The 14,207-nt window shown below is 41.6% G+C and carries 10 protein-coding genes; 2 read left to right on the top strand and 8 right to left on the bottom strand.

The genetic code is table 11. The features are described from left to right. Positions 1–159 precede the first annotated feature (159 nt). From JJN14_RS00340 to JJN14_RS00310, 7 genes are all read right to left on the bottom strand, one after another. Positions 160–1,197 (bottom strand): aldose epimerase family protein, encoded by a 1,038-nt coding sequence (locus tag JJN14_RS00340; RefSeq protein ID WP_201058613.1) that lies wholly within the window; start codon positions 1,195–1,197, stop codon positions 160–162. A gap of 221 nt (positions 1,198–1,418) precedes the next feature. Then, a complete protein-coding gene (locus JJN14_RS00335) occupies positions 1,419–2,585 on the bottom strand; it encodes an SIS domain-containing protein (protein ID WP_201058612.1) in 1,167 nt (388 codons plus the stop codon). A 211-nt stretch (positions 2,586–2,796) separates the two neighbouring features. After that, a complete protein-coding gene (locus JJN14_RS00330; protein ID WP_201058611.1) occupies positions 2,797–3,201 on the bottom strand; it encodes a PTS sugar transporter subunit IIA in 405 nt (134 codons plus the stop codon). Between the two features lie 5 nt (positions 3,202–3,206). Then, positions 3,207–4,031, bottom strand: coding sequence for a PTS system mannose/fructose/sorbose family transporter subunit IID (locus JJN14_RS00325; RefSeq protein ID WP_125455962.1), 825 nt, complete (start codon positions 4,029–4,031; stop codon positions 3,207–3,209). Continuing rightward, positions 4,018–4,923, bottom strand: a complete 906-nt coding sequence (locus JJN14_RS00320; protein WP_000617016.1) for a PTS mannose/fructose/sorbose/N-acetylgalactosamine transporter subunit IIC — start codon at positions 4,921–4,923, stop codon at positions 4,018–4,020. The genes JJN14_RS00325 and JJN14_RS00320 overlap by 14 nt, the downstream gene beginning before the upstream one ends. Before the next feature lie 26 nt (positions 4,924–4,949). Next, positions 4,950–5,426, bottom strand: a complete 477-nt coding sequence (locus JJN14_RS00315) for a PTS sugar transporter subunit IIB (RefSeq protein WP_000156970.1) — start codon at positions 5,424–5,426, stop codon at positions 4,950–4,952. Further along, complete coding sequence (locus JJN14_RS00310; protein ID WP_201058610.1) at positions 5,423–7,210, bottom strand: glycoside hydrolase family 35 protein; 1,788 nt, start codon at positions 7,208–7,210, stop codon at positions 5,423–5,425. Before JJN14_RS00310 ends, JJN14_RS00315 begins: the two co-directional genes overlap by 4 nt. Positions 7,211–7,529: 319 nt before the next feature. Between JJN14_RS00310 and JJN14_RS00305 the strand changes: the two genes are divergently transcribed. Together JJN14_RS00305 and strH are read left to right on the top strand one after the other, a co-directional pair. Further along, complete coding sequence (locus JJN14_RS00305) at positions 7,530–8,246, top strand: GntR family transcriptional regulator (protein ID WP_042749780.1); 717 nt, start codon at positions 7,530–7,532, stop codon at positions 8,244–8,246. A 317-nt stretch (positions 8,247–8,563) separates the two neighbouring features. Beyond that, on the top strand, positions 8,564–12,790 hold the full coding sequence (strH, locus tag JJN14_RS00300; RefSeq protein ID WP_201058609.1) for an LPXTG-anchored beta-N-acetylhexosaminidase StrH: 4,227 nt from the start codon (positions 8,564–8,566) through the stop codon (positions 12,788–12,790). Positions 12,791–12,847: 57 nt separating this feature from the next. On the opposite strand, the gene purB is transcribed toward strH, so the two are convergent. Then, positions 12,848–14,146 carry an adenylosuccinate lyase gene (purB, locus tag JJN14_RS00295; protein WP_201058608.1) on the bottom strand — a complete coding sequence of 433 codons (1,299 nt, stop codon included), beginning with the start codon at positions 14,144–14,146 and terminating at the stop codon, positions 12,848–12,850. Positions 14,147–14,207 lie beyond the last annotated feature (61 nt).

Raw genomic sequence — 14,207 nt, 5'->3', positions numbered from 1 at the left:
AAATTGGTATGTTAATTTATAGTAAAATATACAACTTGTCCCATTATACACCAATTTTAAAAAAGATTCTAGGGATAGATATACAAATAAGGGAATAATAAAAGGCATCCCTAAAATTAGATACCTAACTGCTGGAATGCCTATCATATTTCTAAATTTTTACTTCACAACAAGCTCATAACGTGTCTTGCTTGTAAAGGTTTGACCGGCTTTAAGAACGACTTGGTCTTTGAGGTCGCTGTGAATGGCATCTGGTAAAGCCTGCGCTTCAAGGGCAATCCCATTGTGCTGTACCATTGGCTGACCTCCTATGATGACACTTTCATCCACAAAGTTTGCTGTGTAGACTACAAAGCAAGGAGCTTCTGTCTTGAAAAGCAGGAAGCGACCTGAATTTTGGTCATAAAGGAAACCAGCATTGTCATGACCTGCAGGAAGGGCAAATGGGTGATCCAAACCAGATACTAGCTGGATTTGTTCGTCTTCTTCTGCAAAGATATCCTTCAACAAGACACCATTATAAATGTGTTTCACTACATCACGATTAGCATCTGGAGTTTTGGCAGGAACACCATCGGGCGCAATTGGATAAATTCCCTCTGTGTTTAGTTGGAAGACATGGCGGTCAATTGTCTGTGTGAAATCACCAGACAAGTTGAAATAGCTGTGGTTGGTTGGATTGACCAGCGTATCCTGATCGGTTGTTACTTTATAGCTGATTTCATAGGCTCCAGTTTCTTCCAAGTGGTAACTGATCCAGATTTTGAGATTGCCAGGAAATCCTCCTGTTCCATCTGTACGTTCTGTGTAGAGGGTCAAGCCATGGTCGCTCACTTCAATTAGTTCAAACAAACTTGCATCCCAACCTGTTGAACCACTGTGATTGCAATTGCTTGCATTGTTGACTTCAAGATCATAAGTCTTACCATTAAGCTCAAAAGTCGCACCTGCAATACGTCCTGCTACAGGACCTACGCTAGCTCCATGTTTGGGGCTATTGCCTACATAGCTATCAAAATCATCAAAACCCAAGATAACATTGGCAAAATTTCCAGCCTTGTCAGGTGTGACATAGCGCAAGATGGTCGCACCATAAGTCATGACCTCAAGCTGGTAACCACCGTCCGTCTCAAAACGATAGGCTAAGACATCTTGTCCCTCAACATTTCCAAATACACGCTCTGTGTATGCTTTCATTCTGTTCTCCTTTTACTATTTCTCTCAAGCAAACAAACCATAGAAAGCCTACTGACAATCTATGGTTTATCTGATAATTTACAAATCCTCTTATCAAGAATTCATAAATACTGTCTTATACTCAATGAAAATCAAAGAGCAAACTAGAAAGCTAGCCGCAGGCTGTACTTGAGTACGGCAAGGCGAAGCTGACGTGGTTTGAATTTGATTTTCGAAGAGTATTACTTTTGGTATTCGTGGATGATAACACCTTGTACCACACGGTTTACTGTACCAGTAGGTGATGGTGTGTCTGGTTTATTTTCTACCTTGAGTGAAGTCAATAGGGCAAAGAGTTGGGCATAAACGATGTAAGGGAAGACACGGTAAATATCATTCAAGACACCGCCACAACCAAGGGCCACTTCTTTGACATTTTCAAGACCAAAGGCTTGATCACTCAAAAGCACGACACGACGAGCAATGTGATCACCAGCAACTTCACGAACCAAGTCCAAGTCGTACTTGCGAGTGTAGTCTTTCGTTGTACCAAAGACCAAGACAACTGTATCTTCGTTAATAAGAGATTTTGGACCGTGACGGAAGCCGACTGGGCTTTCATACATGGTCGCCACTTGACCAGCTGTTAGTTCCAAAATCTTGAGCTGAGCTTCATGAGCAAGTCCAAAGAAAGGACCGGCGCCTAGATAGATGACTCGGTTAAAGTCTAGGTCAACAAGCTCTTTGACATCTTCTGCATTGTCTAGAACTTTACGGGCAAGACTAGAAACAACTTCAAAACGTTCAGATTTCACAGCAAATTCTGTAGGATCAAAGACCAAGAGAGCTGTCAACATCATAGACGTAAAGCTAGAAGTCATGGCAAATCCAGCATCGTTGGAAGCAGCTGGCTGCAAGAGCAAGAGATTGCGGTCATCTCCATGAGCTTGAAGAGCTAATTTACCGTCCGCTGCACAAGTAATCGTCACTTGATAAAGCTCATCCACCAAGGCTTTTGCCAAATCAACAGTCGCCACACTTTCAGGCGAGTTCCCACTACGAGCAAAAGACACAAGGACAGTTGCCACATCTTTTTTCAAATAAGTTTCTGGATTGGCAACGATATCTGTTGTCGCAATAGCATTGAAATTCCATTTGCGTTCATCATAGGCTTCCTTAAAGTATGGTACCAAGGTATCTCCCACATAAGCAGAAGTCCCAGCACCTGTCAAGATAACCTTGATATAGTCATGTTTATCAGCAATCCCTTGTAGGAAGGCTGCAATTTCTTCACGTTTTGCTTGATAAGATTCAAAAGCTTCTTTCCATACATCAGGCTGTTGGTAGATTTCACGTGTAGTGATTTCTGCACCCAATTCGAGCAAATCTTCTTTTGTATAATGTAGCATTGAGTTCCTCTTTTTCTATTTAAATATGGGAATGGGAGTAAGCCCCATTCCCATGTATATTCTATATAAAATGCTCTAACGATTTTCACGTTGTCACATCTTATTGAATCGAGTTCCAACTAAAATCTTTGGGAAAAAGACCGATTATCGTCGGAGCATCGCTCCATCCTCTTATCGCCTATTTTCCCTGTGATTTTCACGTTGTCACATCTTATTCATCTTCGTCATCATCGAAGCCAGCTAACAGGTCATTGACTTTCACAATACTTTCTGCAGCACGGCTCTTATAGTCCGCATCTGCGCCTGTAAGGCTCGCATTGATAAATTCAATCACCATTGGAAGATTCATCCCTGCGTAAAGGTCAATATCACGACCTTCCATGATCAAACGGCTTACCACGTTACATGGTGTTCCACCGAGAAGATCCGCAAAGACTAGGAAATCATCCAATCCTTCAATAGCTGCTTCAAATTTTGCAGTAAATTCTTCTGGGCCATCTTCTGGAAGAAGAGCCACTGCATGAATGTTATCTTGTGGGCCCATAATCATTTCTGTGCTGCCTTTAAGCTCCTCACAGAAGCGACCATGGCTGACCAAAATTAATGATTTTACCATAAAACTTATTTAGGTCCCATTCCAAATGCAAAGTGACCAAGGGCAGAAAGACCTACTGCAAGAGCGATAATGATACCGATAGCTTTAGTAGAGGTCATACCTTTCTTACCAAGCAACCAGAAGATAAAGGCAGTAAAGATTGCTGGAAGCAAACGTGGGAAGATTTGGTTCAAGATGTCTTGGAAATCAATCATCTTTTCACCGATTGGCAACTTGTAAGAAATTTCAAAGTTGATCATTGTTGCTACAAGAGCACCCATCATGAAGACACCAAGTACAGATGCAGCGTCAATCAAAGCTGTCAAGGTACTTTGCATATTGTTGATAAGGTTAACCCCTTCTTTGTAGGCAAATTCCAACTGTTTCCAACGGAAGATGTCATACGCTACTGCAACTGCAATCCAAAGGAAGATACCCCAAGGTTGTCCAGCGATAGCCATAGTTGCTGCGATAGAACCCATGATAGCAGGTACAAGTGAACCAAAGATAGTATCTCCAAGAGGAGCGAATGGTCCCATCAAACCTGTCTTGATACCGTTAACGGCATCTTTTGAACCTACACCATCTTTTTCTTCCATGGCAAGGTCAAAACCAGCGATAATGGTGTGGAAGAATGGTGAAGTATTGAAGAATTGAGTATGAACTTTCATCATTTCTTTCAATTCAGGGGTTCCATCACCATACATTTTACGTAATTGTGGCAAGATCATGTACAGGTAACCAGAAGCTTGCATACGTTCGTAGTTCCAACCCAATTGAAAAGTAAACAAGCTACGTTTGTTGATTTGATTAAAATCTTCTTTTGTAAGTTTGTAATTAGAATTCGTCATCTTCGATTTCCCCACTTTCTGATGGTGTAGAAGGTGCTGCTACAGCTACTTTTTGGCTATTTTTGAAGTGAAGCACTGCAAGGAAGATACCTACGATAGAAATACCAATCATAGACAAACCTTTGAAGTTGTTCACGAAACCAATTTTTTCAGCAACATCTTTCGGTAGAGTACCTACAATACCAGCAACAGCGCCACCAAGACCTGTTACATATGAGTAAAGAACAGTCAACATAGCTGTCAAACCAAATCCCATTGCAAGGTAGTGAAGGTTGCGTTTAACCGGAAGGTAACGAAGCAAGATAGCAAATCCAAGACCTGGAAGCATACGTCCTGCGAGTGTTAAACCATCTGCAACCCATTGGTATTTTGTAACGAAGTCTACTACGTGTTGTACAAATTCACCACCAAATGCAAGCGCGAAGAAGACTGGAAGGGCACGAGATAGAGCCCAAGGAATCGCACCAAGCAAGTAGTTGCGTTCAATACCTTTGTAATCAAAGCGTTCGATTGCCGCATCCACACGGTGAGCAAAGAAGGTAGTAGTCATACGTCCAAGAACGTCGAAGTATGTCAAGAGAGCTGCTACTGGCACAGCGATTGTTGTAATCGCAAGTGCTGTATCAATTCCTTGTGAAACAGAGAAGGCTGTCGCAAGAACCGCACCAGAAGTTGCGTCAATACGAGAAGCACCACCGAAGGTACCAACCCCAAGAACGAACAGTTGCAAGTTACCACCGATAAGCAGACCAGTAGTCACATCTCCCATAATTAAACCAGTAATGAAACCAGCAAATACAGGGGAACCTGCAGATGAAACGATCGTCAACTCATCACAGATTTGATAAGCTGAGTACAAAGTGAGAAGTAAAATTTGCCACCATTGTATCATAACAATGACCTCCTAAAAATTTTTTCCTATTTTAATAAGCTCAAAAAATCTGAAATTGGATCATTTGGAACCATTTGAGCAGTAAGTTTAACACCTTTTTCTGCCAATTTGTGGAAGTCTTCCACATCCTTGTCCACTACGTTGATAGAACGTGTGATGGCACGAGTTTCTGGTGTTTGAGACATATTCCCAACATTAAGGGTTTCAAGTGGTACACCTGCTTCTACCAAACCAAGGAAGCGGTCTGGTTTACGAGCCACGATAAAGAGACGTTGGCTATCGTATTTACCAGCAAGAATATTGGCTGCCGCTTTTTCAATTGGCAAAATACTCAATTTTACACCTGGTGGTGTCGCAAGTTTCAAACCACTTTTTTCAACGTCATTGTTGACAACTTCGTCGTCCACAACCATAATACGTGAAACATTTAGTTTTCCAGCCCAAAGATTGGCTACTTGTCCGTGGATCAAACGTCCATCGATACGGCATCCTACAATTGTCATAAGTTTTCCCCCTTTATATGTTTTAGTGTAGGTTTACGAGTTAAATAAATCTCTTCTTTATATTCACCTTCTGTTTCAAAGATGATGATGCGGTTATCACCTTCCTTGAGATAGCTATGAGGGATATAAAGCGAGAGGGTCGGGCCGACGTTCCAAAAACGTCCTAGATTCTGCCCATTGACAAAGGCAACTCCCTTACCAAACTCAGATAAGTCTAGGTAAGTATCCTTTGGCTCTTGGACTGTAAAGTCATAAGCGTAAAATGCTGGTTGTCCTTCTGTCCATCCTTTTGAAAAATCAATTTTCTCAGGATTATCTAGTGGGAGTGGATAGTGTTTCCAGTTTAGTAAGAAGTGCAAATCCTTACAAACCCCTGTCCGAATTCCCTTACGTTGCGTATCTGCTAAGAACTTATGTCCATAGTTGACACGCCCCATATTTTCTACCAAGATATCTAGCCTAGATAGCGCTTTCTTTTTGCCTTGATAAAAAATATCGTCCCCAATCTCTGTCTGATATTGGGTTTCAACCCACTGACCATCGACATAAAGCTGAGCCCTATCTCGACCATCAATGATACGAAGTCTTTCTTCTTCTGCATCCCAGTTTGTTTCTGTTCGATAGAGTAGATAGCCATAGCTTTGTCCCAACTCCTCCATCTTTTTAGGATAGAGGCTTTCTACTGGATTTGACAAGCTATCCAGGGTTTCAAACAAGGAAACTTTTTCAACTAGTGGAATAGCATCCAACTCCATACTCTCTTTGTAGAGTGGTTCCAGCTGCGGATACTCTGGAAAATGTGTTGCCATCATCTTCTTGACTGCCAGATATTTGGCAGTTGGATTTCCTTCTTCATCCAGAAGGGCATCGTAATCATAAGATGTAACTTGTGGTAGGTCCAAAGTTCCTCGAGCCGAGCAACCATTCATGAAACCAAAGTTTGTACCACCATGGAACATGTAAAGATTTATGGAGCCTTGTTCCAAAACCTCTCGAACTGCATCTGCCAACTCTTTTGGATCCCGTGTGATAATCGGTTCTTTCCAACGATTGAACCAACCATCCCAGAACTCCATACACATGAGCGGCCATTTCTTGCCATGCTCATCAAAGAATTCCTGCATCTGTGAAAAGTTGTAAGGTGCCTTAGAACCAAAGTTCCCTGTTACAAAGAGGTCATCTTCGATTAATGTTCCAGCTTTCAGAGTAGCTCTCCATGGACCATCTGACGTAAAGAGGGGACAGGTTACACCACGCTCTTCCATCAGCTGTCGAATGGCTCTCAGATAAGCCTTATCTTCTCCGTAAGAACCATACTCATTTTCAACTTGCATCATGAGGATATTGCCACCATTGTCCAACAAATGTGGCACCAACCGTGACAAGAGCTGGTCATAATAGCGACCGACAGCTTCGATATAAGCAGGATCTGATGAACGAATTCTCATATCCTTGGTCAAGAGCCAAGCTGGTAAGCCACCGAATTCCCACTCCGCACAGATGAAGGGAGAGGGACGAACGATAGCGTAGAGACCCAAATCTTGTGCTGTCTCAAGAAATCGCTTCAAATCCAGAGCTCCTTCAAAGTGAAACTCACCCTCACGAGGCTCGTGTAAATTCCAGGCCACATAAGTCTCTACTGTATTAAAACCAAGAGCCTTCAAGTTATAGAGCGAATGATACCAATCTTCTGGAGGAACCCTAAAATAATGAATGGCGCCAGATAAAATCTTAAATGATTTTCCATCGAGATAAAAATCATCTCGTATCTCAAATCGTGTCATGTTCTTACCTTCTGACAACTAAAGTTTACGCTTTCATTTGTTGATATAGTAAATATATCTCAATATCTTGCATTTGTCAATAGGTTTTCACAATTTTTTTCATTTTTCACTAAATTTTACACAAAAAACTTATAAAAATCTTGTAATCTATAGTCATAACAACATTTTAGCACCATGTATAAAAATGTAAATTTTTCTATTTATTCCTATGTAAATTAACCTTATAGCCTATTATTCTAATTTTTTTATTCAAAAGGCTACTATTCTTTCCAGTTTTATGGTAAAATCTTTAACGGAGAAGGAAAATCGAGGTGAAAATATGGCAATTCCAAAGTATCAATATATTAAAGATGAATTAAAGAACAAAATCATTTCTGGTCAATTTGCCAGTGGAGATAAATTCTACACTGAGGCTGAATTGATTGCAATGTATGATGTAAGTTCTATCACAGTTGTCCGCGCCTTAAACGACCTTGCCAAGGATGGCTATATTGTCCGCCAACAAGGAAAGGGTACATTCGTTTCACGCGCACGCAAACATAAACTCGTAGAGTTTTCAGATGTAGAAGTTTTTGAAACTAAAGATGATAAAGTTACCGTCCTTTCTATTGAGCGTGGAAATAAACTAAGCTACTTAGAAAAACTTGGACTACGCGGAGATCAGTTCTACTACAAGATTGAACGCGTTCGCGAAACAGGTGGTGTTGTTTACATCTACCATACATCTTACATTCCAGAACAATACATCAACGCAAATTATCCAAATCTTGAATATTATAGCTCTATCTATAACCGTTTCAAATTGGATTACCACATTCACATGAATGATGAACATTTTGAAGAAATCAATGAAATAGCATTTCCAACTCCAGAACATGCGGCTTCGGTCCTCGGAGTCGATGAACAATTCCCAACCGTTTTACAAACCAAGACTACTAAACTAGAGTCTACTGGTCAAGTTCTCGCATTCAGCGAAACATATAAACGAGCGGATTACTACAAAATCAAATTCATTTCATGTGACCGTGATCACTAAGAAGAAAGCCTGAGCCTAAACGCTTGGGCTTTTTCTATACTTATTATACCACACCAAAAAGGTAGCGCTTACCTATTTTTGGAAGATTCTATAATTTGTGGAATATTTTATAGAAATAGAACCAAAAAGATTCTACTAGATATATATATGTATCTTTTCCGACCAATCTAAAATCTTAAGTTTAAATTTTATATTTTTTTATACTTATTATAGTTTTTTGTCATCTCCTCTTGACTCTCGTTAATATAAGAAATAAAATAAAGGTGTTGATTTATGTAAACGCTATCAATATAACAATGCAATCAGGAGGTTTTGCAATGAAACATGAAAAACAACAGCGTTTTTCTATTCGTAAATACGCTGTAGGGGCAGCTTCTGTTCTAATTGGATTCGCCTTCCAAGCACAGGCTGTTGCAGCCGATGGAGTTACTTCTACTACTACAGAAAACCAACCGACCATCCATACGGTTTCTGATTCCCCTCAATCATCCGAAAATCGTACTGAGGAAACACCTAAAACAGATCTTCAACCAGAAGCTCCAAAAACTGTAGAAACAGAAATTCCAGCTACTGATAAGGTAGCTAGTCTTCCAAAAACAGAAGAAAAACCACAAGAGGAAGTTAGTTCAACTCCTAGTGATAAAGAAGAAGTGGTAACTCCAACTTCTGCTGAAAAAGAAACTGCTAATAAAAAGGCAGAAGAAGCTAGCCCTAAAAAGGAAGAAGCGAAAGAGGCTGATTCTAAAGAGTCAAATACAGACAAGACTGACAAGGATAAACCAGCTGAAAAAGATGCTAAAAAAGATGAAGCGAAAGCAGAGGCTGACAAACTGGCAACAGAGGCAGGAAAGGAACGTGCTACAGCTGTAAATGAAAAACTAGCGAAAAAGAAAATTGTTTCTATTGATGCTGGACGTAAATATTTCTCACCAGAACAGCTCAAGGAAATCATCGATAAAGCGAAACATTATGGCTACACTGATTTACACCTATTAGTCGGAAATGATGGACTCCGTTTCATGTTGGACGATATGAGCATCACAGCTAACGGTAAGACCTATGCCAGTGACGATGTCAAACGTGCCATCGAAAAAGGTACGAATGATTATTACAACGATCCAAACGGCAATCACTTAACAGAAAGTCAAATGACAGATCTGATTAACTATGCCAAAGATAAAGGTATCGGTCTCATTCCAACAGTAAATAGTCCTGGTCACATGGATGCTATTCTCAATGCCATGAAAGAATTGGGAATCCAAAACCCTAACTTTAGCTATTTTGGGAAGGAATCAGCTCGTACCGTAGATCTTGACAACGAACAAGCGGTCGCTTTTACAAAAGCCCTTATCGACAAGTATGCTGCTTATTTCGCGAAAAAGACTGAGATCTTCAACATCGGACTTGATGAATATGCCAATGACGCAACAAACGCTAAAGGTTGGAGCGTTCTTCAAGCTGATAAATACTATCCAAACGAAGGCTACCCTGTAAAAGGCTATGAAAAATTTATTGCCTACGCCAATGACCTAGCTCGTATTGTAAAATCGCACGGTCTAAAACCAATGGCCTTCAATGATGGTATTTACTACAATAGTGATACTAGCTTCGGAACTTTTGACAAAGATATCATCGTTTCTATGTGGACTGGTGGTTGGGGGGGTTACGACGTCGCTTCTTCTAAACTTCTAGTAGAAAAAGGTCACCAAATCCTAAACACTAACGATGCTTGGTACTACGTTCTTGGACGAAACGCTGATGGCCAAGGCTGGTACAATCTCGATCAGGGACTCAATGGTATTAAAAACACACCAATCACTTCTGTACCAAAAACAGAAGGAGCTGATATCCCAATCATCGGTGGTATGGTAGCTGCTTGGGCTGACACTCCATCTGCACGTTATTCACCATCACGCCTCTTCAAACTCATGCGTCAATTCGCAAATTCTAACGCTGAATACTTCGCAGCTGATTATGAGTCTGCAGAAAAAGCACTTAACGAGGTACCAAAAGACCTTAACCGTTATACTGCAGAAAGCGTCGCAGCGGTTAACGAAGCGGCAAAAGTCATCCGTTCACTTGATAGCAACCTCAGCCGTGCCCAACAAGACACGATTGACCAAGCAATTGCAAAACTTCAAGAAGCAGTCAGCAATTTGACCTTCACACCAGAAGCTCAAAAAGAAGAAGAAGCTAAACGTGAGGTTGAAAAACTTGCCAAAAACAAGGTAATCTCAATCGATGCTGGACGCAAATACTTTACTCTTGACCAACTCAAACGCATCGTAGATAAGGCCAGTGAGCTCGGATATTCTGATGTTCATCTCCTTCTAGGAAATGACGGACTTCGCTTCCTACTCGATGATATGACCATTACTGCCAACGGAAAAACCTATGCTAGTGATGACGTTAAAAAAGCTATTATCGAAGGAACTAAAGCTTACTACGACGATCCAAACGGTACTGCACTAACACAGGCAGAAGTGACAGAGCTTGTTAAATACGCTAAGGAAAAAGGTATTGGTCTGATTCCAGCTATTAATAGCCCAGGGCATATGGATGCTATGCTGGTTGCCATGGAAAAACTTGGCATCGCGAATCCTCAAGCAAACTTTGATAAAGTTTCAAAAACCACGATGGACCTTGAAAATCAAGAAGCCCTTAACTTTACCAAAGCCCTTATCGGTAAGTATATGGATTACTTTGCTGATAAATCAAAGATTTTCAACTATGGTACAGATGAGTATGCCAATGATGCGACAAACGCTCAAGGTTGGTACTACCTCAAATGGTATGGACTCTATAACAAGTTCGCAGACTATTCTAACAGCCTTGCTGCTATGGCTAAGGAAAGAGGGCTACAACCAATGGCCTTCAACGATGGCTTCTACTACGAGGACAAGGACGATGTTCAGTTTGACAAAGATGTCTTAATTTCTTACTGGTCTAAAGGCTGGTGGGGCTACAACCTCGCATCACCTCAATACCTAGCAAGCAAGGGCTATAAGTTCTTGAATACCAACGGTGACTGGTACTACATTCTCGGTCAAAAACCAGAAGATGGTGGTGGTTTCCTCAAAAAAGCTATTGAGAATACTGGAAAAACACCATTCAATCAACTAGCTTCTACCAAATATCCTGAAGTAGACCTTCCAACAGTCGGAAGTATGCTTTCAATCTGGGCAGATAGACCAAGCGCTGAGTACAAGGAGGAAGAAATCTTTGAACTTATGACTGCCTTTGCAGACCACAACAAAGACTACTTCCGCGCTAATTATAATGCTCTCCGCGAAGAAATCGCAAAAATTCCTGAAAACTTAGAAGGATATAGCACAGAAAGCCTAGCTGCACTCAAGGCAGCAAAAGATGGACTGAATCTTAACCTCAACCGCAGCAAACAAGCTGAACTAGACGCACTAGTAGGTAAGCTCAAGGCTGCTCTTCAAGGCCTCAAACCAGCTGCAACCCATTCAGGAAGCCTGGATGAAAATGAAGTGGCTGCCAATGTTGAAACCAGTCCAGAACTCATCACAAGAACTGAAGAAATTCCATTTGAAGTTATCAAGAAAGAAAATCCTAACCTCCCAGCTGGTCAGGAAAATATTATTACAGCAGGAGTCAAAGGTGAACGAACTCATTACATCTCTGTACTCACTGAAAATGGAAAAACAACAGAAACAGTCCTTGATAGCCAGGTAACCAAAGAAGTTGTAAACCAAGTGGTTGAAGTCGGCGCTCCTGTAACTCACAAGGGTGATGAAAGTGGTCTTGCACCAACTACTGAGGTAAAACCTAGACTGGATATCCAAGAAGAAGAAATTCCATTTACCACTGTTACTCGTGAAAATCCACTCTTACTCAAAGGAAAAACACAAGTCATTACTAAGGGCGTCAATGGACATCGCAGCAACTTCTACTCTGTGAGCACTTCTGTTGATGGCAAGGAAGTGAAAACACTTGTAGATAGTCTTGTAACCAAAGAAGCAGTTACGCAAATTGTTGAGGTCGGAACTATGGTAACACATGTAGGTGATGAACACGATCTTGCTCCAGTTGCAGAAACAAAACCTAGACTGGATATCCAAGAAGAAGAAATTCCATTTACCACAGTGACTCGTGAAAATCCACTCTTGCTCAAAGGAAAAACACAAGTCATTACTAAAGGTGTCAACGGTCGCCGTACAAACTTCTACTCTGTGAGCACTTCTGCCGATGGTAAAGAAGTGAAAACACTAGTAAATAGTGTCGTAGCACAGGAAGCTGTTACTCAAATAGTCGAAGTCGGAACTATGGTAACACATGTAGGAGATGAAAACGGACAAGCCGCTATTGCTGAAGAAAAACCAAAACTAGAAATCCCAAGCCAACCAGCTCCATCAACTGCTCCTGCTGAGGAGAGCAAAGATCTTCCTCAAGGTCCAGCTCCTGTGGCAACAGAGAAAAAACTTCCTGAAACAGGAAGTCACGATTCTGCAGGACTAGTAGTCGCAGGACTCATGGCCACACTAGCAGCCTACAGACTGACTAAGAGAAAAGAAGACTAAGATTCTTCTAAGAGAATACGAAAAAGCGAGATTGAATCTCGCTTTTTTATTTTATGATTAGTCACCAAGTCCAAGACGGTTAAAGATATCATCTACTCGTTTAGTGTAGTATGCAGGGTTGAAGATTTCGTCGATTTCCTCTTGAGTGAGGCGTGAAGTTACTTCTGGGTCTGCCTCAAGAAGTGGTTTAAAGTCTACTTGGTTGTCCCAAGAGTAGGCTGTTTTTGGTTGTACCAAGTCATAGGCTTGCTCACGGGTCATGCCTTTTTCAATCAAGGTCAGCATAGCGCGTTGGCTGAAGATAAGACCGAAAGTTGAGTTCATGTTGCGGATCATGTTTTCTGGGAAGACTGTCAAGTTCTTGACGATATTTCCAAAACGGTTGAGCATGTAGTCAATCAAAATAGTCGTATCTGGTGTGATGATGCGCTCAGCTGATGAATGGGAAATGTCGCGTTCGTGCCAGAGAGCCACGTTCTCATAGGCTGTCACCATGTGACCACGGATAACACGCGCAAGACCTGTCATGTTTTCAGAACCGATAGGGTTGCGTTTGTGAGGCATTGCTGAAGACCCTTTTTGCCCTTTAGCAAAGAATTCTTCCACTTCGCGTTGTTCCGATTTTTGAAGACCACGGATCTCAGTTGCCATGCGCTCGATGGAAGTGGCGATGCTAGCAAGTACTGCAAAGTACTCAGCGTGAAGGTCACGAGGAAGGACCTGTGTAGAGATTTCTTGAGCACGGATACCGAGTTTATCACAGACGTATTTTTCAACGAATGGTGGGATATTGGCAAAGTTCCCAACCGCACCAGAAATCTTACCAGCTTCCACACCAGCAGCCGCATGCTCGAAACGCTCGATATTGCGCTTCATTTCGCTATACCAAGTTGCCAATTTCAGACCAAAAGTCGTTGGCTCAGCGTGCACACCGTGGGTACGCCCCATCATGATGGTGAACTTGTGCTCCTTAGCCTTATCAGCGATGATGTTGGTGAAGTTTTCAAGGTCACGACGGATGATGTCGTTGGCCTGCTTGTAAAGGTAACCGTAGGCCGTATCCACCACGTCAGTAGAAGTCAAGCCATAGTGAACCCACTTACGCTCTTCACCAAGAGTCTCAGAAACCGCACGTGTGAAGGCAACCACATCGTGACGAGTTTCCTGCTCAATCTCCAAAATACGGTCGATGTCAAAATCCGCCTTCTCGCGAATCAAAGCCACATCTTCCTTAGGGATTTCCCCCAACTCAGCCCATGCCTCGTCAGCCAAGATTTCCACTTCAAGCCAAGCACGGTATTTATTTTCTTCACTCCAAATGTTCGCCATCTCAGGGCGAGAGTAACGTTCGATCATGTTCTTAATTTTTCCTTTCTTCTTAACCTTTAGAGAATAAACTACCTGAATAAAAACAAGA

Source organism: Streptococcus mitis (assembly GCF_016658865.1).
Taxonomy (GTDB): domain Bacteria; phylum Bacillota; class Bacilli; order Lactobacillales; family Streptococcaceae; genus Streptococcus; species Streptococcus mitis_BT.
Note: the sequence above shows the minus strand (reverse complement) of the source record. Positions and strands in the feature narration are given on the sequence as shown.

Excerpts from the sequence above, each read along its gene's own strand:
- JJN14_RS00340 (WP_201058613.1), bottom strand. The coding sequence starts at position 1,197 with ATGAAAGCATACACAGAGCGTGTATTTGGAAATGTTGAGGGACAAGAT.
- JJN14_RS00335 (WP_201058612.1), bottom strand. The coding sequence starts at position 2,585 with ATGCTACATTATACAAAAGAAGATTTGCTCGAATTGGGTGCAGAAATC.
- JJN14_RS00330 (WP_201058611.1), bottom strand. The coding sequence starts at position 3,201 with ATGGTAAAATCATTAATTTTGGTCAGCCATGGTCGCTTCTGTGAGGAG.
- JJN14_RS00325 (WP_125455962.1), bottom strand. The coding sequence starts at position 4,031 with ATGACGAATTCTAATTACAAACTTACAAAAGAAGATTTTAATCAAATC.
- JJN14_RS00320 (WP_000617016.1), bottom strand. The coding sequence starts at position 4,923 with ATGATACAATGGTGGCAAATTTTACTTCTCACTTTGTACTCAGCTTAT.
- JJN14_RS00315 (WP_000156970.1), bottom strand. The coding sequence starts at position 5,426 with ATGACAATTGTAGGATGCCGTATCGATGGACGTTTGATCCACGGACAA.
- JJN14_RS00310 (WP_201058610.1), bottom strand. The coding sequence starts at position 7,210 with ATGACACGATTTGAGATACGAGATGATTTTTATCTCGATGGAAAATCA.
- JJN14_RS00305 (WP_042749780.1), top strand. The coding sequence starts at position 7,530 with ATGGCAATTCCAAAGTATCAATATATTAAAGATGAATTAAAGAACAAA.
- strH (WP_201058609.1), top strand. The coding sequence starts at position 8,564 with ATGAAACATGAAAAACAACAGCGTTTTTCTATTCGTAAATACGCTGTA.
- purB (WP_201058608.1), bottom strand. The coding sequence starts at position 14,146 with ATGATCGAACGTTACTCTCGCCCTGAGATGGCGAACATTTGGAGTGAA.